Annotated in this window: 22 protein-coding genes; 6 read left to right on the forward strand and 16 right to left on the reverse strand. The window is 63.8% G+C overall.

Annotated elements, in window-relative coordinates; genetic code table 11:
- Positions 1-68 precede the first annotated feature (68 nt).
- From D6M19_RS04445 to D6M19_RS04480, 9 genes are all read right to left on the reverse strand, one after another.
- Positions 69-1,232, reverse strand: coding sequence for an SAVED domain-containing protein (locus tag D6M19_RS04445; protein WP_164478318.1), 1,164 nt, complete (start codon positions 1,230-1,232; stop codon positions 69-71).
- A gap of 70 nt (positions 1,233-1,302) precedes the next feature.
- Positions 1,303-2,238 (reverse strand): ATP-binding protein, encoded by a 936-nt coding sequence (locus tag D6M19_RS04450; RefSeq protein WP_164478319.1) that lies wholly within the window; start codon positions 2,236-2,238, stop codon positions 1,303-1,305.
- Positions 2,235-2,747: an HORMA-1 domain-containing protein gene (locus D6M19_RS34125; protein ID WP_164478320.1), complete on the reverse strand. Its 513-nt coding sequence runs from the start codon at positions 2,745-2,747 to the stop codon at positions 2,235-2,237. Before D6M19_RS34125 ends, D6M19_RS04450 begins: the two co-directional genes overlap by 4 nt.
- Before the next feature lie 2 nt (positions 2,748-2,749).
- Positions 2,750-3,712 (reverse strand): CBASS oligonucleotide cyclase, encoded by a 963-nt coding sequence (locus D6M19_RS04455; protein ID WP_123023944.1) that lies wholly within the window; start codon positions 3,710-3,712, stop codon positions 2,750-2,752.
- A gap of 152 nt (positions 3,713-3,864) precedes the next feature.
- Complete coding sequence (gene nrdE / locus D6M19_RS04460) at positions 3,865-6,036, reverse strand: class 1b ribonucleoside-diphosphate reductase subunit alpha (RefSeq protein ID WP_123023945.1); 2,172 nt, start codon at positions 6,034-6,036, stop codon at positions 3,865-3,867.
- Complete coding sequence (gene nrdI, locus D6M19_RS04465) at positions 6,003-6,452, reverse strand: class Ib ribonucleoside-diphosphate reductase assembly flavoprotein NrdI (protein WP_123023946.1); 450 nt, start codon at positions 6,450-6,452, stop codon at positions 6,003-6,005. Before nrdI ends, nrdE begins: the two co-directional genes overlap by 34 nt.
- A gap of 39 nt (positions 6,453-6,491) precedes the next feature.
- Positions 6,492-6,734, reverse strand: a complete 243-nt coding sequence (locus tag D6M19_RS04470) for a redoxin NrdH (RefSeq protein ID WP_123023947.1) — start codon at positions 6,732-6,734, stop codon at positions 6,492-6,494.
- A gap of 419 nt (positions 6,735-7,153) precedes the next feature.
- A complete protein-coding gene (locus D6M19_RS04475; RefSeq protein ID WP_123023948.1) occupies positions 7,154-8,878 on the reverse strand; it encodes a GMC oxidoreductase in 1,725 nt (574 codons plus the stop codon).
- A 15-nt stretch (positions 8,879-8,893) separates the two neighbouring features.
- Positions 8,894-9,085 carry a rubredoxin gene (locus tag D6M19_RS04480; protein ID WP_123023949.1) on the reverse strand — a complete coding sequence of 64 codons (192 nt, stop codon included), beginning with the start codon at positions 9,083-9,085 and terminating at the stop codon, positions 8,894-8,896.
- A gap of 129 nt (positions 9,086-9,214) precedes the next feature.
- On the opposite strand from D6M19_RS04480, the gene D6M19_RS04485 reads away from it, so the two are divergent.
- On the forward strand, positions 9,215-10,411 hold the full coding sequence (locus tag D6M19_RS04485; RefSeq protein ID WP_123023950.1) for an alkane 1-monooxygenase: 1,197 nt from the start codon (positions 9,215-9,217) through the stop codon (positions 10,409-10,411).
- A gap of 2 nt (positions 10,412-10,413) precedes the next feature.
- On the opposite strand, the gene D6M19_RS04490 is transcribed toward D6M19_RS04485, so the two are convergent.
- Positions 10,414-10,956, reverse strand: coding sequence for an NADPH-dependent FMN reductase (locus D6M19_RS04490; protein ID WP_123023951.1), 543 nt, complete (start codon positions 10,954-10,956; stop codon positions 10,414-10,416).
- 122 nt (positions 10,957-11,078) lie between these two features.
- Here D6M19_RS04490 and D6M19_RS04495 point away from each other — a divergent pair, with 122 nt between their 5' ends.
- From D6M19_RS04495 to D6M19_RS04505, 3 genes are read left to right on the forward strand one after another with little or no spacing between them, the layout of a single operon-like run.
- Positions 11,079-11,678 (forward strand): TetR/AcrR family transcriptional regulator, encoded by a 600-nt coding sequence (locus D6M19_RS04495; protein WP_123023952.1) that lies wholly within the window; start codon positions 11,079-11,081, stop codon positions 11,676-11,678.
- Positions 11,675-12,751, forward strand: coding sequence for a DNA polymerase IV (locus tag D6M19_RS04500; RefSeq protein ID WP_234834692.1), 1,077 nt, complete (start codon positions 11,675-11,677; stop codon positions 12,749-12,751). The genes D6M19_RS04495 and D6M19_RS04500 overlap by 4 nt, the downstream gene beginning before the upstream one ends.
- Before the next feature lie 27 nt (positions 12,752-12,778).
- Positions 12,779-13,966, forward strand: a complete 1,188-nt coding sequence (locus D6M19_RS04505; RefSeq protein WP_123023954.1) for an AAA family ATPase — start codon at positions 12,779-12,781, stop codon at positions 13,964-13,966.
- A 33-nt stretch (positions 13,967-13,999) separates the two neighbouring features.
- Here the strand turns inward: D6M19_RS04505 and D6M19_RS04510 are convergent, their stop codons facing one another.
- Together D6M19_RS04510 and D6M19_RS04515 are read right to left on the reverse strand one after the other, a co-directional pair.
- On the reverse strand, positions 14,000-14,854 hold the full coding sequence (locus tag D6M19_RS04510) for an SDR family oxidoreductase (protein ID WP_123023955.1): 855 nt from the start codon (positions 14,852-14,854) through the stop codon (positions 14,000-14,002).
- A gap of 18 nt (positions 14,855-14,872) precedes the next feature.
- Entirely contained in the window at positions 14,873-15,508 is a 636-nt protein-coding gene (locus tag D6M19_RS04515; protein WP_164478321.1) for a TetR/AcrR family transcriptional regulator, read from the reverse strand.
- A 121-nt stretch (positions 15,509-15,629) separates the two neighbouring features.
- On the opposite strand from D6M19_RS04515, the gene D6M19_RS04520 reads away from it, so the two are divergent.
- Entirely contained in the window at positions 15,630-17,114 is a 1,485-nt protein-coding gene (locus D6M19_RS04520) for a cytochrome P450 (protein WP_123023957.1), read from the forward strand.
- On the opposite strand, the gene D6M19_RS04525 is transcribed toward D6M19_RS04520, so the two are convergent.
- A complete protein-coding gene (locus tag D6M19_RS04525) occupies positions 17,111-17,608 on the reverse strand; it encodes a 2-isopropylmalate synthase (RefSeq protein ID WP_123023958.1) in 498 nt (165 codons plus the stop codon). The two genes, D6M19_RS04520 and D6M19_RS04525, sit on opposite strands and share 4 nt — an antisense overlap.
- Before the next feature lie 171 nt (positions 17,609-17,779).
- A complete protein-coding gene (locus tag D6M19_RS04530) occupies positions 17,780-18,592 on the reverse strand; it encodes a Fic/DOC family protein (RefSeq protein WP_123023959.1) in 813 nt (270 codons plus the stop codon).
- Between the two features lie 73 nt (positions 18,593-18,665).
- Here D6M19_RS04530 and D6M19_RS04535 point away from each other — a divergent pair, with 73 nt between their 5' ends.
- Entirely contained in the window at positions 18,666-19,412 is a 747-nt protein-coding gene (locus D6M19_RS04535) for a FadR/GntR family transcriptional regulator (RefSeq protein ID WP_123023960.1), read from the forward strand.
- Here D6M19_RS04535 and D6M19_RS04540 read toward each other — a convergent pair.
- Both D6M19_RS04540 and D6M19_RS04545 read right to left on the reverse strand, forming a co-directional pair.
- The gene (locus tag D6M19_RS04540) at positions 19,398-20,261 is read right to left on the reverse strand and encodes an alpha/beta hydrolase (RefSeq protein ID WP_123023961.1); all 864 of its coding nucleotides are present in this window, start codon (positions 20,259-20,261) and stop codon (positions 19,398-19,400) included. The two genes, D6M19_RS04535 and D6M19_RS04540, sit on opposite strands and share 15 nt — an antisense overlap.
- A complete protein-coding gene (locus D6M19_RS04545) occupies positions 20,258-21,079 on the reverse strand; it encodes a 3-methyl-2-oxobutanoate hydroxymethyltransferase (protein WP_123023962.1) in 822 nt (273 codons plus the stop codon). The genes D6M19_RS04540 and D6M19_RS04545 overlap by 4 nt, the downstream gene beginning before the upstream one ends.
- Positions 21,080-21,090 lie beyond the last annotated feature (11 nt).

Genomic DNA, 21,090 nt, shown 5'->3' on the forward strand with positions numbered 1-21,090 from the left:
CCGTCCTACAGCATGCAGGACACGCGGCCTCAACTTCGGTTCCCTCCAGCATGCGTGTGATGGGGGGTTCACGTGTGGATTGTTACGGCCTGAGAGTACTTCGCAGTGGCTGTCATGTATTCGTAGGTGACGACAGCCGGGAGCGTCGCGAGTCGCGTGCCGAGGAGAAACGCGAAACCCGCGGGGGCGGCGATAAAAACATGGATCGAATTCAATCCCACCGCCTGCTGACGGAAGTCACGAATCGCATCGATGGTCAGGTGAACCAACGACGCTGCTTCTTCGGCGGTCAACGGCTCGGCCCGGGTGTTCCTACCCTCTGGCGGTTCGATCCGAACTATTCCGCGTAAATCGGGATGGACACTTGGACTTGCCGCGAAAGCTCCGCTGACATTTTCGCTTAGGCTGACGCACACTGCGAGTGCATTAGCCGCAGTATCCAGGTAGGTCGGGGCTCCCGTCCTCCAACCGCACGCCTGGGCACGTTGGCCATCGTTGGCGGCTGTCATCGACCACTCTGTGATCGTCGATCCGTTGGGCTGCAGTTGGAGCCACGTCGGTGGGCGACGGTCTCGCCCCGAGAATGTCGAACCGATGAGTATCGACGCCGGCAACGAGGGCGTGCCGCCGACAGCGATGGCCGTGTCCGGGGCGGTCTCCTGCTTAAGCAACCTGGCGACATCGCGAGCGGCGTCGCTCATTGACTCCCAGTCGCTAGCGTTGGGCACTCCGTCCGCGAAATACTCTGTCCAATCAAGAGTTAGGGCGTCCTGGGTGCCCCGAACCATTGTTCCTCTCGCGTGGACGCCGACATATAACACACGCGGCGAGTCCAGCAGCTTGGCGATCGCGGCGATCCTGTTCTTGAGGGCGAGAACTGCGACGCTTTTGATATCGGAGGGAATGGCCCGGGGCGACGCAACCTTGGTGAGGTTCCAGACACTGAGATCCTCACCGCCAAGAGTGCGAGCGAAGAGCGCGCGGACGTCCGCGTAGTCCAATCCACCCGCGAGGATGACGATTAGCCAAAAAGTGGAGTCTTGTCGACGGCGTCTAACTGCCTCTGGTACCTCGATATCCCTAATGACGGGGCTTTCTTTCACATCGGGAGTCAGCCACAAAATCGCGCCAGACGTGTTCTCGTCGTTCAGGGCAGCACGAATGGCGGCTTCGGTCGGCTCACTAGCCAAGTCATTGATGTCGAGCCAAGTCGGAAGACCTCGATCGTGCATTGCGCGAACAAGTGCTCTAGTTTCCTCGAGCCGGTTCCGCCTGTAAGAGACGAAGACACGGCCGCGGGGATTAGTCATCACCGCTTTTAAATGGCCGGGTCGGCGTGAATAGGGCGGCCGCGCTAATCAGCGCATCACCACTGATTGGGACGTTCTCGCCATACGCCTTAAGCACGAGGTCAGGTAGAAACCTTTGTCTAAGGTCCGAGTATGTTGCCGCGCAACAACGAAACTCTGTGGGGCCGAGTTGTCGGGCGGCTTCAGCGATGTCGGCGGCTTCGATTCCTGTGCCTGCCAGAGCGTCACTCAATACCTGTATCCGCTCAGCCTCGTCTGGTCGCGCAAACGTGAAGATGTGGGCGGCGCGACGAGCGACCGCCGGATCGAGAGCGTCAGGGCGGTTCGTGCACATGATTGTGAGGACTGGGACCCGGTCGCGCCTGAGACTGTCGACACCCCGAATGACCGCGTTTACGCCAGCGCGATCTTCGTGATGCATCTGATCGAGTTCGCGAGACTGCGCGACGGCGTCGGCTTCATCGATAAGCAGAATCGCCGCGTTGCGAACCTTCCCCTGGCTGTCGCGTGCTTGGCCGAGCGACGATCGGACACGGTCGAACGCCTGGGTGACGAGGGTGGTCATCTCCCCTACGAGTCCGCGTCCACGGGCACTCAGACTAAGCGGATACAGGCATAGCGATTCGAGTTCGATACGTCGAGCGATGGGATCGCCAACCGACTCGGCCAGTTCAGTCTTCCCCGTGCCCACATCACCGGCCAACACGATCAACGGCGTGCGTTCTTCGACGACACGAACGAGGTTGAGGGTGCCGCCGTAGTGCTTTGCGCTCCATTGCTCGAGGAAGTGGGGGTCGATCAGCACGCTCGCTTCATCGACCAGCCGTTGCTTTATGTGGTTGATGCCGACGAGTGCAGCGAAACGGCGCTGCGCCCCCGCGTCCGGATACTCCAGAACATCGCCGAACAGGTCACTATCGGCGGTCATAACGGGCGAAACGTCCTTCGCTCCAAGGCGACGCCGCCACTCGTGTAGGTGCGATCCGTCTGCCAATAGCCATTGCCGTCCATAGGAAGCTCGCCGTCGGTGCGCTGCACGTGATGCTCCGCCTTTACTGCGTTTTGTTCTGGCCGTGTCAGAAGAGACCATTTCCAGCTGTATGACATGAAATTGAAGAAGGAGGCATTGGCGACTGAGGCCCTCGCATAGATGCCACCGCTGAGATCATCGCTGCCGCCAACCAGCTCACCCCGAGCATCCACCCGATACTGCCAGGAGACTATGCGCCGATCGCTTCGCTCGAAGCCAAACTCATACTCGCTGACATACCCGTTGGCGAGCATCACCACGAGCTCTTCTTGATATTCGACTATGTCGGCTTCAGTCGGTCGCTCATAGTACGTGTGGCACTGGTACAGATCGCCAATAACCTTGGATGCCAGGTACTTCGCATGCGTACGCGTGAAGGTCTGGGTGACTGTATTCGACTGCGTCATCTCTATCCCCTAAAAGTCGGGCCAAGTAGCGTCTGCCAATCATCGACAGCCCGCCCCTTGGTCGTCGCAAATCGGGCATCGGTCAGTGCGTCTATTGCCCGCTGCGCAGCATCGACGATTCGATCTCTGCCTATGGCGTCATATCGTTCGGCAACGTTGTTTTCTGCGTTGACGGGGTCGAGCACCTCGATAGCAGCGGAGCCGCGTGTCGGGAGCGTGCCGGCAGGCGTGTAATCAGTGAATGCCACTCGCTCTTCGAGGCCAGTCTTCACGATCCAGCTGAAGAACGCTTCCAATGCCTTGGGGTAATCGTGGAGGTCGACACCGCTGTCCACTAGATAACACCAGACCAGTTCGATCATGAAGGATTTGAACTTGAACTCTGCGTCAGCTCGCGTGACCTGGCGCTTCCACCACTTCGTCAACCGGATGAGCTCCAACAACCCCGGGCCGTAGGTCCTTCGGCGGGCGGCGATGAAGTCGATGTGCAGCCGAGTGCTGGTCTTAAGTCGGTCGCCAGAGCCCTTCTTGATGAGATAGCCGATGTCGTCCGCCTCGCCTTCGTACAAGACAGGCACGACATCAACATCAAGTCCCGAGCCCTGGTAATGCACAGTGACGCAATGCGTCTGCTCTTCGAACTGGTCACGTCCCATATTCGTGGTGGCGTCGTAGAGGCGGTCTGCCAGCCACTGCACAAGTTCGGAATCGTCGGAAGGGGCTTCGGCGGCTTTGACGTAGACGGCTAGATCCAAGTCATTGACGGTCCGTAGCGCAGTTCCCTTCGCAACGCTGCCCGCGTGGAGACTCTTGACTAGCCCATAGCTCGGATCGTCAGCGATTTTCTTCGCCAGCCGATCTCTGAGACCGTTCACCTGAGCGCGATGTTTCGTCGCGTCTTCGTGGGGCAAGTTCACACGATCCGCCGCGTACGCGGCGACGTGCTCGTGGATGATCTCGGACACCTGTACCTCTTATTTCTTTGCTATGCGATCCCTCCCCTCATCAGGCGTGTAGCGCCTCGGGTTAGTACTGCATTACTTAACTACTTACAACTCACTACCGACACAGTGGTCCGTGCTGGCGCGGATGAGCTGCGGTCATCGACGCCAACAGATCACAGCATGCAGCTGACGCAACCCTCCACCTCGGTACCTTCCAGCGCCATCTGACGCAGCCGGATGTAGTACAAGGTCTTGATTCCCTTGCGCCAGGCGTAGATCTGCGCCTTGTTGACGTCGCGGGTGCTGGCGGTGTCCTTGAAGAACAGCGTCAGCGACAGCCCCTGATCCACGTGCTGGGTGGCCGCGGCGTAGGTGTCGATGACCTTCTCGTAGCCGATTTCGTAGGCGTCCTCGTAGTACTCGAGGTTCTCGTTGGTCATGTACGGCGCCGGGTAGTACACCCGCCCGATCTTGCCCTCCTTGCGGATCTCCACCTTTGACGCGATCGGGTGGATCGACGACGTCGAGTGGTTGATGTAGGAGATCGACCCGGTCGGCGGCACGGCCTGCAGGTTCTGGTTGTAGATCCCGTGCTTGCCCACCGACTCCTTGAGTTTCGCCCAATCCTCTTGCGTGGGAACGTGAATATCCGCTTTGGCGAACAGTTCACGCACCTTGTCGGTCTTGGGCTCCCACACCTCCTCGGTGTACTTGTCGAAGAACTCGCCCGACGCGTACTTCGAGTTCTCGAAACCCTTGAAGTACGATCCGCGTTCGATCGCGATCCGGTTAGATGCCCGAATCGCGTGATACAGCACGGTATAGAAGTAGATGTTGGTGAAGTCGATGCCTTCTTCAGAGCCGTAGAAGATCCGCTCCCGCGCCAGGTAGCCGTGCAGGTTCATCTGCCCGAGACCGATCGCGTGGGAGTCGTTGTTGCCCTGCTCGATCGACGGCACCGACCAGATGTGGGTCTGATCGCTCACCGCGGTCAGGCCCCGAATCGCCACCTCGATGGACTGCGCGAAGTCCGGCGAGTCCATCGTCTTGGCGATGTTCATCGAACCGAGGTTGCACGAGATGTCCTTGCCGACTTTGGCATAGGACAGGTCGTCGTTGAACACCGACGGCGTCGACACCTGCAGGATCTCCGAGCACAGGTTGCTGTGGGTGATCTTGCCCTCGATCGGGTTGGCCCGGTTCACCGTGTCCTCGTACATGATGTACGGGTAGCCCGACTCGAACTGCAGCTCGGCCAGCGTCTGGAAGAACTCACGCGCCTTGATCTTGGTCTTGCGGATCCGCGCGTCGTCGACCATCTCGTAGTACTTCTCGGTCACCGAGATGTCGGCGAACGGCACACCGTGGACGCGTTCGACGTCGTAGGGCGAGAAGAGGTACATGTCCTCGTTCTTCTTCGCCAGCTCGAAGGTGATGTCGGGGATCACGACGCCCAGCGAGAGCGTCTTGATGCGGATCTTCTCGTCGGCGTTCTCACGCTTGGTGTCCAGGAACCGGTAGATGTCGGGATGGTGCGCGTGCAGATACACCGCACCCGCGCCCTGACGCGCCCCGAGCTGGTTGGCGTAGGAGAACGAGTCCTCGAGCAGCTTCATGATCGGGATGACGCCCGAGCTCTGGTTCTCGATGTTCTTGATCGGCGCGCCGTGCTCGCGAATGTTGGACAGCAGCAACGCAACTCCGCCGCCGCGCTTGGACAGCTGCAGCGCCGAATTGATGGAGCGCCCGATGGACTCCATGTTGTCCTCGATTCGAAGCAAAAAGCAGCTCACTGGCTCGCCGCGCTGCTTCTTGCCCGAGTTCAAGAACGTCGGGGTGGCCGGCTGGAAGCGACCGTCGATGATCTCGTCGACGAGCTTCTCGGCCAGCACGGTGTCGCCCGCCGCCAATGTCAGCGACACCATGACGACCCGGTCCTCGAACCGCTCGAGATAGCGCTTCCCGTCGAACGTCTTCAGCGTGTAGGAGGTGTAGTACTTGAACGCGCCGAGGAAGGTCGGGAACCGGAACTTCTTGGCATAGGCCCGGTCGAGCAGCGTCTTGACGAAGTTGCGCGAGTACTGGTCGAGCACCTCGCGCTCGTAGTAGTTCTCCTTGATCAGGTAGTCGAGCTTCTCGTCGACGTCATGGAAGAACACCGTGTTCTGGTTGACGTGCTCCCGGAAGTACTGGTGGGCGGCTTCGCGGTCCTTTTCGAACTGAATCTTGCCGTCGGCGTCATACAGATTCAGCATCGCGTTGAGCGCGTGATAGTCCGTCTCGCCCGGCAACGCGCCCGGCGCAACGGTGGTTACAGGCTCTGCAGCTGTGACGGTTGGTGACACGTCTGGTCCTTCCAGAATTCTTCCAAACCCGCGCGGACGGCTTGCACGTCGTCCGGGGTTCCCATCAGTTCGAAGCGGTACAGGTACGGCACTCCGCATTTGCGGGAGACCACGTCTCCCGCGTAGGCGAACTCCGCACCGAAGTTGTTGTTGCCTGCCGCGATGACGCCGCGGATCAGCGAGCGGTTGTGCTCGTTGTTGAGGAAGGCGATGACCTGCTTAGGGACATAGCCTCCGTCGTTGATGTTCGGTGTGGCGCGTCCACCGCCGTAGGTGGGCAGCACCAGCACGTACGGCTCGTCGACCTCGATGCGCCCGTGCAGCGGGATCCGGATGGCGGGCACACCGAGCTTTTCGACGAATCGGTGGGTGTTTTCCGACACGCTGGAGAAGTAGACGACGTTGCACCCTGTCATCTCGGCGGCCCTCCTTCCCCTCGACTGTCGGACGGGCGATTATGCGGTGAGTACCCCGGCGCCGTTCAAAGCCTTGATGCGATCGGGACGGAAGCCCGACCAGTGCTCGTTGCCCGCCACCACGACGGGTGCCTGCAGGTAGCCCAGCGCCATGACGTAGTCACGGGCCTCGGAGTCGATGGAGATGTCCACCTTGTCGAAGGCGATGCCCTGCTTCTCCAGCGCCTTGTAGGTGGCGTTGCACTGCACGCATGCCGGCTTGGTGTACACGGTGATGTTCATCTGCGGTACGGCTCCTCTGCGAACGGAACTAGACACTGACTGGCAACTGACCGGGTAAAGCTTCTCGCTCAGGTTCAGCGAGCCGTGGGCCCTCAAAATTCCGGTCGCCCGAGCTGCTTGGCCGACTGGTCGGGACACCGATTCCGCCGGGTTCTGCACTCCGGCCGGCCTCCGAACCGTGGGGGTCTGTCGGTTCGCCAAACACTACACCTAGTGTCGGACAATCCGAAGAGATACCACATCTTCTAAACAACATTTATGGAATTCCCTGGTCGTAAGCCCATCCGCGGCGACACCCCCGGCGTGTCACACATCACATCGAGGACGTGTCGCCCGTCGTTCACCGGTTTACCACCGGGCACCGACAACCAGCCAGGGCCGGATCGTCACGGTGACGTAACAGCAAAGCCGCCAGAAGGTTATGGACGCGACCCGTCGGCGGCGTCGCGACGGCCCTGCAGGATCCCCTCGATATTGCGCTCGGCGAGCGCGGTGATCGACATGAACGGGTTGCAGCCGAGGTAACCCGGGATCAGCGACGCATCATTGACGAAAAGGTTGTCGTATCCCTTGACCCGCCCGAAGCCGTCGGTGGCTCTACCCCGAACGGCGCCCCCAAGCGGGTGCACGGTGTGCGGTGCGAAGACCTTGCCGTCGAAGATGTCGTCGCGGTAGTCGACACCGTTGGCGGCGACCACCTTGTCGAATACGGCCTTCGCCCTGACGGTCAGATTCTCCGTATGGCCTTCCGGCCAGTTGATGCCGACGGCGTCGGCCGCCCTGTCATAGGTGATGTCCGCGCGGTCGCCGGTCCTCACCATCGCGTAGTAACCGAGCGCATGGGTTTCGACCGGAAGAGGGATCGAGAAGACGCTGGCATACACCGGGTTGTCAGGGTCACCGCGACCATCGAGGTTGATCATCCCCATCAGCGACTGTTGGGTCCCTGTCGGGTCGGCTTCGCTCGTCAGATGCGAAACCATGACGTCGCCGTTGTTGCCGTAACCGTGACCGATCTCCTCGCTGAGGTCCGGCAGCGCGCCGGTGTCACGGGCCCGCAGCAGGATCTGCGAGGTGCCGAGTACACCCGCGCTCAAATAAAGCTGATCGCATCCCAGCTCATCGCGCGCCACCTCTGTCCCCCATCGGTCGATTTCACGAATCGACACCACATACTCACCCGAGGGCTCGCGGCGGATCCCGGTTACTTCGGTCAACGGCCGCAGCTTGACGTTGCCGGTCGCCAACGCCGCCGCGATGTAGGTCTGGTCGACGCCGCCGAAGCGCCCGAAATTGTTGCCGTACTGCTGCTCGAAGTCGAGTGCAGAGCGCGGAACCCGGCCGGCCTCTTCCTGCTTCATGTAATCGAACGAATATGCGCTCGCGTTGTAGTCGACGCCGTATCCGGCGGCCTGCGCGTACTGACGCCCGACCCGGGCATATTGGAAGTACGGCGTCTCCTCGAACCAGTCCATGTCACGGTTATTGATCCGCAGCATGTCGGCCGCGCGACCGATGTAGGTGCCGAACTCTTCGGCAGCGATGTCGGGAAAGGCCGCACGAACCTGGTCGACAGTCGGCACCGCGGCGATCGCCGCGTTGATCATCGATCCGCCGCCGACGCCGATGCCGCGGAACACGGTGTGCGCACCGTGTTCCGACTTGTCACAGATACCAGCCTGGACCGGCTGGGGCGACGGGGCATTCTTGGCGACCTGCTCGACGGAGACGCCCATATACGACGGCACAAGGCTGGGCGGGACGTCTGAGAACCAGCCGGCACGGGTGTCGGCAGGCAGCATCCGGGTGAACCGCCTGCCGTCATCGTCGGGTGTATCCCAGTGCCTGCCCTTCTCCAGGATCAGGGTCTGCACGCTGGCCTGGCCAAGCCTCAACGCCGAAACGCCACCGCCGTAACCACTGCCCACCACGATCGCCGAATAGTGGCTTCGCGAGACCGGCGGGGACGGCCGACGACGCATTTCCACGAATCCGGCCCCGACGGCTGCGCCCACAGCAACGCCGAGGGAGGTGCACAGGAACCGTCTCCGGGACAGCGTCCTTTGGGTCAGCTGCTGAGGTGCACGGACCGGGTGTCCGATCGGCAACTTGTCGGTGATCTGCAAATCTGGCGAATATTGCATATTTAACCATAATCGCTAGGTATGGGCCCGGGGAGTCGAGGCACCGGTTCGAATGACGAAGTCGAGCTTGTCGCGTACACCACAGTCTGGACAGTTCCAGTCGTTCGGAACTTCGGACCACGGAGTCCCGGCCGGGAATCCGTCACGGGCGTTAGCTGTGGTTTCACGGTAGCGATATTCACATTCAGGGCATTGCGCCGATATCACAAGCGTCTCCCTTCGTCCGCGAGGCGAGTTTGTCCGCAGGCCACACCGCTACTTCTTTTGGCTACGGGTTGAATACATTAGCTTTCTTTTGTAGTTTGCGATAGTCATGTTGGCAACGAAACGGGAATCATGGCATCACCGTCGCGCACGCAGCAGCAGGAGCATCAGGAGCTCGGTGAGCCCTGCCGCAAAGCCGCAAAGGAAGCCGGGTGGCGGGACAGGAAACGATATTTCTGGCTACTGGCGCCGGTCGTGCCGTCGCTCGTCGCGGATTCGTGGTTCCTGGTGCAGGTGACAGGTCAGGACCTGTTCTGGTGGTTCGGGCCGATCTTGACGTTCCTCGTCATTCCGGTACTCGACCATCTGGTCGGAGCCGATGCCGAAAACCCTCCCGACAGCGCACTGGCATGGCTGGAGAACGACCGCTTCTATCGCTGGGTCAACTTTCTCTACCTGCCCGGCCAATATCTCTCGCTGATCTTCGCGTGCTGGATGTTGGCGGGCGGCGGTTGGGTCGCCATGTCGTTCGTGGACAAACTCGGGCTGATGTTCACCGTGGGGATCATCGGCGGAATCGCGATCAGTACCGCACATGAACTCGGACACCGGCGGGCGGGCCTGGAGCGCAGGTTGAGCAAGATCGCACTCGCACAGTCGGGTTACGGGCATTTCTTCGTCGAACACAACCGTGGACATCACGCCAGGGTCGCCACACCGGAGGACCCCGCGAGTTCACATCTCGGGGAAACCCTCTACGCGTTCATCGGCCGGTCGGTGACCGGCGGTGCGCTATCGGCCTGGCGAATCGAACGTGCCCGATTTGCCCGGATCGGGACGTCGCACTGGAGCCTTCGCAACGACGTGCTCAACGCCTGGATTCTGACGCTCGTGCTGTTCACGGTCCTCGTCGGTTGGTTCGGAGTCGTTGTGCTGCCATGGCTTATCGGCCAGGCGGTCATCGGCTTTTGCATGCTGGAGAGTGTCAACTACCTCGAGCACTACGGGCTGCGGCGGCAGAAGCGCGCCGACGGGCGCTACGAAAGGGTGAGCGCCTCACACAGTTGGAACAGCAACACCATCGTCGCCAACGTGTGCCTGTTCCATCTTCAACGCCACTCCGATCACCACGCCCATCCGCTGCGCCGCTACCAGACACTTCGTCACGCCGACGAGGCGCCGCAGCTGCCATCCGGTTACGCGACCATGATCCTGGTCGCCATGATCCCGCCGCTATGGCGCCACATCATGGACCGGCGCGTGATCGACCACTATGGCGGTCAGGTGCAGCTGGCCGCCCTGAGTCCGCGCTACGCGAAGTGCAGGTGAGGTCAGCCGACTTCGGCGGCGAGCTTGCCCACGATGCTGCGCAGCGTCTCAGCGACCTCAGCGTTCTCGCGCGGGTGCTTTCCGTCGAGCGACTTGAACCGCACCGAGAGCTTGAGGTCCTCGACGATCCGCGGGCCCGCGAACCCGAAGGACTTGCGGGTCTCGTCGTGCGCCCACACACCGCCGTATTGACCGAACGACCCGCCGATGACGGCTGCGGGCTTACCCTTCAGCGCGCCGTTGCCGAATGGGCGGGACAGCCAGTCGATGGCGTTCTTCAGCACGCCGGGAATGCTGCCGTTGTATTCAGGGGTGACGACGAGCGCGGCGTCGGCGTCGGCTGCGGCCTCGCGCAGCGCGACGACGGAGGCAGGCACGTTCTCGTTGTCGATGTCTTCGTTGTAGAACGGCAGGTCGCCCAGCCCCTCGACCACCGTCACTGTGACCCCGTCCGGTGCGGTCTCTGCGGCCAACTCGGCCAGCTGCCGATTGATCGACGCGGCACGCAGGCTTCCTACCAGCGCCAATATCTTGACGTCCGCCATTGCCAGTTCCCTTCGATGTGTTTGCGTTCGGCCAGCCGATCGCCGCGGACCCTCGTGGCCCATCCTCGCACGACCCAACCGGACCATGGTCCGTTTTATTCCGGCTGCGTTAAAGTGCACAAATGAGCATCACGCCGCTGGGCGGGCTGCCGGTGTCCACGCCGCAGGAGCGGGGCGACGCCGCGCGCAACCGGGTCCTGCTGCTCGACGCCGCCCGTCGGCTCATCGCCGAACGGGGCGCGGATGCGGTCTCGATGGACGACATCGCCGTGGCGGCAGGCGTCGGCAAGGGCACCGTGTTCCGCCGGTTCGGCAGCCGGGCCGGGCTGATGATGGTGCTGCTCGACGAGGACGAGCGGGCGATCCAGGAGGCGTTTCTGTTCGGCCCCCCGCCGCTGGGGCCGGACGCGCCGCCACTGGAACGCTTGCTGGCCTTCGGCCGCGCCCGGCTGTGCTTCGCCGACACCCATCACGAACTGCTCTCGGCGGCCAACCGGGATCCGCAGAGCCGCTATGGCGCCCCGGCCATGGTGCAGCACACGCACGTCCGGCTTCTTCTCGCCACCGCGGGCACCACCGGTGACCTCGACGCGCAGACCGACGCGCTGCTTGCGCTTCTCGACGCCGACTACGTCCATCACCAGCTCGCCGACCGCGGCGAAACGCTGGAATCCCTCGGTGACAAATGGGAGAGCTTGGCGCGCAAGCTCTGTGGCAATTGACTCAGTGGATCCTGCACGTCGACCTCGACCAGTTCCAGGCCGCGGTCGAAGTACGCCGCAACCCCGAACTCGATGGCCTGCCGATCATCGTCGGCGGCAACGGTGACCCTACCGAGCCGCGCAAGGTCGTAACCTGCGCGTCGTATCCGGCACGCGCGTTCGGTGTGCACGCAGGGATGCCGCTACGAACGGCGGCGCGCAGATGTCCCGACGCGGTATTCCTGCCGCTGGATACCGACGCCTACGATGCGGCCTCCGAGGAGGTGATGGGCCTGCTGCGCGATTTCGGCCACCCAGTCGAGGTCTGGGGCTGGGACGAGGCCTACGTCGGCGCCGAGCTGAACCGATCCGAGGACCCGATCAAGCTGGCGGAACAGATTCGCGAGGTCGTCGCGGCGGGAACCGGCCTAACGTGTTCGGTCGGCATCAGCGACAACAAGCAGCGCGCGAAGGTCGCCACCGGGTTCGGCAAGCCGGGGCGCACGTCAGGAGCAGATGAAGCACCGGGCATCTACCAGTTGACCGAGTCCAACTGGATGGCGGTGATGGGCGACCGCGAGGTCGACGCATTGTGGGGTGTGGGCCCCAAGACAGCCAAAAAGCTTGCCGGGCTGGGCATTACCACCGTCGCCGATCTCGCTGCCACCGATGCGACCCTGCTGACGTCGACATTCGGGCCGACCACCGGCCTCTGGATCCTGCTGCTGGCCAAGGGCGGCGGCGACGCGACGGTCAGCGCCCAACCGTGGGTGGCCCGGTCCCGAAGCCACGTCGTCACCTTCCCCGAGGACTTGACGCAGCGCGCCGAAATCGACGCGGCCGTGGTCGATCTCGCCAGGCAGACCCTCGCCGAGATCGTCGATCAGGGTCGCGTGGTCACCCGGGTCGGTGTGACGGTGCGCACCAAGACGTTTTTCACCAGGACGAAGATCCGCAAGCTCGCGACGGCAGGCACCGACGGTGACCTCATCACCCAGACGGCGCTGCAGCTGCTCGACCAGTTCGAGCTGGACCGTCCCGTCCGGCTGCTCGGTGTGCGGCTGGAGCTCGCGCCGCCGCCGGGCGGCTACTGAGTCAGACCCGGGCAATACCCTCGGCACATGTTGCACACGATCGCCATCCGGGGATACCGCTCGCTGCGCGAGGTCGTGCTGCCGCTTCGTCGCCTCACCGTGGTCACCGGCGCCAACGGTACCGGCAAGTCCTCCCTGTATCGAGCATTGCGACTGCTGGCCGACTGCGGTCGCGGCGAGGTGATCGGGTCGCTCGCACGCGAGGGCGGATTGGACTCGGTGCTGTGGGCCGGCCCCGAGCAGCTCGGCGGGGCGCGCAGAACCGGGCTCGTCGAGGGCACCACCCGCACGGGGCCCGTCGCACTCGAACTCGGTTTCGCCTCAGAGGATTTCGGCTATCTCGTCGACCTCGGGCTACCTCAGATGGCCGGTCATGGATCGTTGTTCACGCTCGACCCTGAGATCAAACGCGAGGTGGTGTTCGCGGGCGCGGTGATGCGCACCGCCTCGACTCTCGTGCGCCGCACCAGGGAGTACGTCGAGGTGAGCGCGGAGTCGGGACGAGGCTTCGACGAGGTGACCCGGTCGCTGCCGCCGTATCGCAGTGTGCTCGCCGAGTACGCACACCCCGGCGCCCATCCAGAACTGGCCGCGGTTCGCCACCGGCTACGCACCTGGCGCTTCTACGACGGCTTCCGCGTCGACGCGACCGCGCCGTCGCGGCTTCCCCAGGTCGGCACCCGCACACCGGTCCTTTCCGACGATGGGCACGACGTCGCGGGCGCGGTGCAGACGATCATCGAAGCCGGCTTCGACGACCTCTCGCGCGCGGTTGCCGAGGCGTTCGACGGTGCATCCGTCTCGGTGGCCGTGCACGACGGCCTGTTCGATCTCCAACTGCACCAGCGCGGCATGCTGCGTCCGCTGCGCGCCGCCGAACTGTCCGACGGCACGTTGCGATTCTTGCTGTGGGCCGCCGCGCTGTTGAGCCCGCAGCCTCCGTCTCTCATGGTGCTCAACGAGCCGGAGACCTCACTGCACCCAGATCTGCTGTCGCCGTTGGCTTCCCTGATCGCGACCGCGGCCAACTTGACACAGGTCGTCGTCGTCACCCACTCGAGGGCGATGCTGGATTTCCTCGCCACCACACCCGTCGCCGATGTGGACGACGACGCCGCCGCGGTGGAGATTCCGCTGTACAAGGAACTCGGAGAGACGCGTATCGACGGCCTTGGCATGCTCACCGTGCCGCCGTGGGACTGGGGTAAGCGCTAGACCAGAAGCGTCAAGCGCTGACGGCGGTCGCGATCACTTCATGCCAGGCCGCAGCGCGCGGCTGAACACCACGTTGGCCTGCCGCATCGCGACGCTGTAGGGCCACCACGCGACGCGCTTGAACATGTAGAGCGCGCGGATGTCGGGTGAGGTGTAGATGAGGAACCTGTTCCTGACGACGCCGCGCATGATTCGGTCGGCGACGTGTTCCGGCGAAACCGCATGGTTGGCGAACCGGTCCACCCACTGGCTCACGTTCGGATGGTCGCGGTCGACGCCGGCGATGTGAACCGTCTCCACCAGTGGGGTCTTCACCGCACCGGGCACCACCACCGAAACCCCGATGCGGTGGCGCGCCAGGTCGAATCGCAGCACCTCGGAGAGTCCGCGCAGGCCGTACTTGCTGGCGCTGTAGGCGGCGTGCCATGGCAACGCGACCACCCCGGCCGCCGAGGACACGTTGACCAGGTGGCCACCGCGGCGCGCCTCGATCATCGGCGGAACGAAGGCCTCGATGACGTGGATCGGCCCCATCAGGTTGATGTCGATCATCGACTTCCAGTGCTCGTGGCTGAGCCGATCGACCGTTCCCCACGCCGAGACGCCCGCGATGTTCATCACCACATCCATGGCCGGGTGGTTGGCGTGGATGTCGGCCGCGAACTGGGTGACGGCGTCGTAGTCGGAGATGTCGAGCGCGCGGTGCTCGGGCACCTTCGCGCCCAGCGCGAGGGCGTCTGCGACCGTCGTCGCCAAGCCCTCTTCGGCGCGGTCGGTGAGGTACAGCTCGGCGCCCTGTGCGGCCAGCTTCAGCGCAGTCGCACGGCCGATGCCGCTGGCGGCACCCGTCAAGAAGCAGCGTCTGCCGTCAAAGCCGTTGTGCGCCATTGCGACGACCTTACCGACCTAGGTCTTGCGAAGGTCGGTGCGACCCCAGATCGCAGCCACCCACAGCCGCTCGAGGGCATCGATTGCGCGGTTGGGATCTGCGTCACGGCCGACGAACGCGCTGTCCTCCGTCAGCGTCATCGTCGTCGTCGCCGCCAGCGTGCGGACCAGCGCGGGCAGGTCGTCGGAGATCGGTCTCGCCTCGGAATCCTGCTCAAGCAGGGCGATCAGCTTGTCGATGATGCCGTCGTAGAAGTCGTCCATCATCTCGCGGATCTGCGCGTCGGTGTTGCGGGCCACCGCGCAGGCCCTCAGAACAGGGTCGTCGTTGGCGTACACGGCCGCGGCGCTGCCGACCATCCGCTTGGCGAACGCCGCGGGCGTCTCCCCCTGTTCACGCGGGGCGAAATGGTGGGTGAGGCTGTCGAGCAATTCGTCGGCGTCAGCCAGAATCACCGCGAGCACTGCGTATTTCGAGTCGAAGTAAAAGTAGAAGCCGGATCTTGCGACGCCGGCCCGCTCGCTGATGGTGCTGACGGACAGGTCGGCGAAGGAACGCTCGTGGAGTAGTTCGCGGACGGCGGCGACGATGGCGTCGCGCTGACGATCGCCGCGGCTGCGACGAATCTCGTGCGGAGCAGATTCAGCGGACATCGCTGTAGACCTTTGCATTACTGTCCCCCACGTCAAAACTTGACATGCGTCAAGTCTGCCATCCAGTATGAACACAGGAGTGACAACGGCCACAGTCTTTTTGCCCCTCAGGAGCATTTGAATGCCGACGATCAGTACCACTGACTACCTACTCGACAAGGCCAAGCGACGGATCACCACGTCGCCGATGCTGACTGTGCCCGGCATGGGCCTGCTGGAGAAGCGGCTGCTGGCCCGCGACTGGCCCCAGCATGCGATGGCGGAACCGCCCGCAGGCAGCGACCTCAAGGCGGTGATGGGCGACTCCGGGCTGCCGATCATCGGCCACATGGTCGAGATGTTCCGCGGTGGCCCCGACTTCTGGCTGCACCACTACCGCAAGCGCGGCCCGGTCATGCTGCTCGATTCGCCGATCATTCCGACCGTCGCCGCGCTGGGCCCCGACGCGGCCCAGGTCATCTACTCCAACCGCAACAAGGACTACTCGCAACAGGGCTGGACCCCGATGATCGGCGCGTTCTTCAACCGCGGGCTGATGCTGCTCGATTTCGACGAGCACATGTACCACCGGCGGATCATGCAGGAGGCTTTCGTCCGCACCCGGCTGGCCGGCTACACCGAGCAGGTCGACAAGGTCGTCTCGCAGGTCATCTCCCACGACTGGGTTGCCAACGACGCGCGCTTCCTGCTGTATCCGGCGATGAAGGAGCTCACCCTCGACATCGCCTCGATGGTGTTCATGGGCCATGAACCCGGCACCGACAAGGAACTCGTCACGAAGGTGAACAGGGCCTTCACGGTCACGACGCGCGCAGGCAACGCGATCATCCGCACCGGCGTGCCGCCGTTCACGTGGTGGCGCGGACTGAAGGCGCGTGAGTATCTGGAGAACTACTTCGACCAGCGCGTCAAGGAGCGTCGCGGCAAGGACGGCAACGACCTGCTTACCGTGCTGTGCCACTCCGAGGACGAGGACGGCAACACCTTCTCCGACGAGGACATCGTCAACCACATGATCTTTTTGATGATGGCCGCGCACGACACGTCGACGTCCACGGCGACGACGATGTCGCACTACCTGGCCGCCAACCCCGAGTGGCAGGAGCGCTGCCGCGACGAATCCGACCGGCTCGGCGACGGCCCGCTCGACATCGAGGCGCTGGAGAAGCTCGAATCGCTCGACCTGGTGATGAACGAGTCGATTCGGCTGGTGTCACCGGTGCAGTGGGCGATGCGCCGCACCGTGCGCGACACCGAACTGCTCGGCCACTATCTGCCCGAGGGAACCAATGTCATCGCCTATCCGGGGATGACACACCGGCTCGAGGAGATCTACCCCGACCCGTACAAGTTCGACCCCGGCCGCTTCACCGAGCCCCGCAACGAGCACAAGAAGCACCGCTACGGCTTCACCCCGTTCGGCGGCGGTGCGCACAAGTGCATCGGCATGGTGTTCGGACAGCTCGAGATCAAGACGATCATGCACCGGCTGCTGCGCCGGTACCGCCTTGAACTCCCCCGGCCGGGCTACGAGCCGCGCTACGACTACGGCGGCATGCCGGTGCCGATGGACGGCATGCCGATCGTGTTGCGGCCTTTGCGCTAGCTCGCGGTCAGTAGACGGTTCGCACACGCGATGACGGCGCTCAGCGCGGACTGCGTCGCGTCTTCGTCCAGCCCCATCGCCCACTCGACGTGCGCGCCGTTGCTCCCCCGGATGAACGTCGCCGTTTCATCACCGCTCGCAAGCTGGTGAAACGCGGTCATCTCGACCGGGATGCCCTGCGCGTAGAGCATCTCGGTCAGCGCGCCGACCGGGCCCGACGCCGCCGCCGAGGCGACGCTGATCCGGTCTCCGATCGCCAGGGTGGCCTGGTAGTTGCGCGGCTGGGGACCCAGCCTGGTTGCCGGGCACTCGTCGTCAGTGCAGGCCCACTGCCCGAGCCTCAGCGGGCCAGAGGTGGGTGCATACGTGCTTCGGAACTGGTTCCAGTCCATCTGATCGGCCTCCTTGCGCAGGCCTTTGGGCACCCGTGCGGTAAATGATTCCGCCGCAGGGCGCGGCGCTGCGCTGGTTGCGGATTGTGGTGGAGATGTCATGTGCCGGTCTTCGCTCGCTAGAGGGATTGACCGACGATGTAGCAACGACCCACAGCGAGGGGTCGGTCAGGATCAGACCCCGCTGGGGATTGCTACTACGAGTCGCCTCGGCACGTCAGGGATGCTAGTCCTGTTGAAGGCCGGGGCGCAAAGCCTATTCACCAGTCGCCCCTAGACGAGGGCACGGACGAACAGCGGGATGAAGGGTCGGTGGTCGGTGCTGCCGCCCCGGCGAGGCGGCATGCTCTCGGATGAGGCCGCACACCACTCCTCGCGGGTGATCGTCGCCAGGTCGAGCAGGCGTCCGCGCAGCGTGGTCACGATGTGCAGCATCACCATGCCGGTTCGCCCGTTGCCTTCGCGGAACGGATGAGCGTAGTTGTAGTCGGCGTAGAGCCGGGCCAGTTGCGAGGCCAGCGCATCGTCGTGGTGTGAAGGGTCGGTCGCCACCAGCGCCCGCGCGGTCGCCTCGACCTGCCGCGTTCTCCTTTGCACCGACGATCGGCGGGCGAAGACATCGTCGCCGAGGCGCAGTTCGGTGACGCGAAAGTCGCCCGCCCACTCGTAGACGTCGGCGAACAACGCCCGGTGGATCGCCCGCACATCGAGATCGTCGACGCCGATGTCGCCGTCGGCGAGCCTGCGATGCCAACGCACCATCCTTCCCGCGGTGGACACAAACTCGAGGTCGGCGAGCTCTCGATGGGTAGCGGCTCCGAAGTTGTTGCGCAACAACGTTGTTCCCGGGATCAGGTAGGGGGTCCTGCGTCGGTATGGTCGCGGGGCGGTCTCCGGCGCCGACTGGACCAGGTGACGGGACCGGTACGCCGACAGATAGTCGCCGAAGGTGACATCGTCGTTGACCAGCGCCACCAGCGCGTCGAGATGGGCGGCGTCGGGCCGCCAGCCCTCCAACGCCTCGGCGGCGATGGTCTGGTCGACGCAGTGGCGCAGCCGCTGCGGCAGCCGGTCGTTGGCGGGCACGACGTTGATGTTTTCACACGCCCGGCAAACCGTAGGTTCCCTTTCGAAGGTCTGGTGGCATTATCATTGGTCCATGACAACAACCGACGGCCCGATAGCTGCGCCGAGGCCGACAGACGACATGTTCAGCCGCGTCGTTCCAGGTCGCGCCTCGGAGATGATCGTCGACCAGATCCGGCTCCTCATTCGAGACGGACAGTTGAAGCCGGGTGACCGGCTACCGGCAGAGCGTGAGCTCGGCGAACGGTTCGGAGTCAGCCGGGTCACCGTGCGCGAGGCATTGCGTGGGCTCGAGGCCAACGGGATGGTCACCATCAAGGTCGGAGCCCGTGGCGGGGCATTCGTCACCGCGCCGACGAGTGCCCGGATCGGCGAGGGCATCATCGACCTGCTGAGCCTGTCGGGGCTGACCGACAAGGAGGTCACCGAGGCGCGGCAGATCTTCGAGCTCGGCATCATCCCACTGGTGTGCGAGCGGGCCACCGAACAGGACATCGACGAGCTGTTGGCCATCTGCGACCGCGGCGACAAAGCCCTGGAGAACGGCTCATATCCCATGGAGCTCTCGGCTGAGTTCCACACCCGGGTCGCATGGGCAAGCCACAACACCGCGATCGCGTTGCTCGCCGAGTCCTTCCACGGTCCCACCCTGCGATCCATGATCCATGTGAAAGAAGCCCACCCCGAGATGGGCATCCGCGGCAACAAAGAGCATCGTCAGTTCGTGGCCGCGGTCAAAAAGGGCGATGTCGAGAAGGCCACCGCCGTGATGCGCGCCCACATCGGCCGCACCGCCAAGCACGTCTCAAAGGGCAAGTGACGTCAGGAAATCGATGACCCGCGGGGGCGCGGTGTCTGCGGTCTGCCCGGCGACGGGAACATCCCAGTACTGGCTCTTCGGTAGGCATTCGCGCAGATAGCGCGCGGCCGACGGCGCGTGAGAGGTGTCATCGCCCGGCACTATCAACGCCGGAATCTCGCATACCAATAGATCTTCGGGTTCCGGACCGGGCACTGTGTCGCGATCGAAAAGCCGCCTGCTCATGCCTGCGACGATGGTCTGATAGCGGTCGAGATCCAACCTGACGTAGCGGCTTCTGAACTCGGGATCGTGGCGCAGCACCGTCACCCACGGCCCGACTCTGCCGTCATCGGAAAAGCCGGCGTCGGAGGTGAAGGCCAGCTCGGCGACACCGGCGAGCCCATTGGCGCGTACAAAGGCCAGATGGTCGGCAAACCGGCCGTGCTGTTTCATTCGGTACTTCACGCCACCGGCCGGTGAGTAGAGCACCATGCCCGACACCCGCCCCGGGTGCGTCGTCGCCAAAAGCGCTGCGATCGAACAGCCTACGCACGCGCCCATGATGTGGGCCCGGTCGATGCCGAGGTGGTCGAGGAGTCCGATGCCCTGGTTGGCGTAGTCCGACCAGGTCACCTGCTCGACGCGACCGCCCGACTCGCCGGACTCCCGCTTGTCGAAGGTGATGGCGCTGAACTGTTCCTGCAGTTGCGCCAGCATGCGGGTGCGGTGATACAGCCCGTGCTTCTCCCAGGCGTCCATGCTCGCGCCGAATCCGCCTGGCGAGAACATCAACAACGGCGGGCCCGAACCTGCCACCTCATACCGGGTGGCAATGCCGTCGACAACTACCGTCCCCGAGACGCTCATCGCCGGAGTCCGCCCGCAATCTGGCGCGCCGACCGCACATCCTCGGCGTAGGCGGTGATGGCATCGAGGGCGATCTGCGCGACATTGGCGTAGGTATCCGGTGGCGAGTCGAGCGAATCTGCGCTGTATCCGATTGCCGCCGTTGCCATCCGCATCCGGCCATCGAGCCATGGTCCGCCACCGAATCCACCGACGACGGGGATGGACACCGCCTGCGCGACGGCGGGCCCGACGATCGGGCCGGAGTTGGTGAAGTTCAGCAGAGCGGCGCCCGCGTCTTCCAACCGCTTTGCCTCGCCGACCATTTCGTCGAGCAGCTCCTCGGGTATCGCGTCCCCCGCGGTGACCGTCGCACTATAGGTGACGCCGTACTTCAGCGAGGTCTGCGGGGTGATGCCGAACTGAGCGAACACCGGAATGCCTGCCCGGGTCACCGCGGACACCGCGTCCAGGTGATCTGAGGCGCCATCGAGCTTCACCATGTCGACGCCGGCCTCCTTGACGAACCGGATCGCCGCACGCACCGCAGCTTTCGAGCCCTCCTGCACGGGGCCGAAGGGGAAGTCGCAACTGAGCAGCGCCCGCCGCACGCCGCGTCGCACCGCTTGGCACACCACGATCATCTGGTCCATCGTCACCTCGAGGGGGTTCGGCTGGCCCCACAGGTTGATGCCGACGGTATCGCCGACCGACACCACGTCGACGCCGGCACGATCGACGATGCGCGCCATCTGGTAATCCCATGCGACGACGCCGACGATCTTGCGGCCGTCCCGCTTCATCGACTGCAGATCGGTCAATGTCACCTTGCCGCCCACGTCGGCTCCCT

Origin of the sequence: Mycolicibacterium stellerae (genome assembly GCF_003719305.1) — a bacterium.
Taxonomy (GTDB): Bacteria; Actinomycetota; Actinomycetes; order Mycobacteriales; family Mycobacteriaceae; genus Mycobacterium; species Mycobacterium stellerae.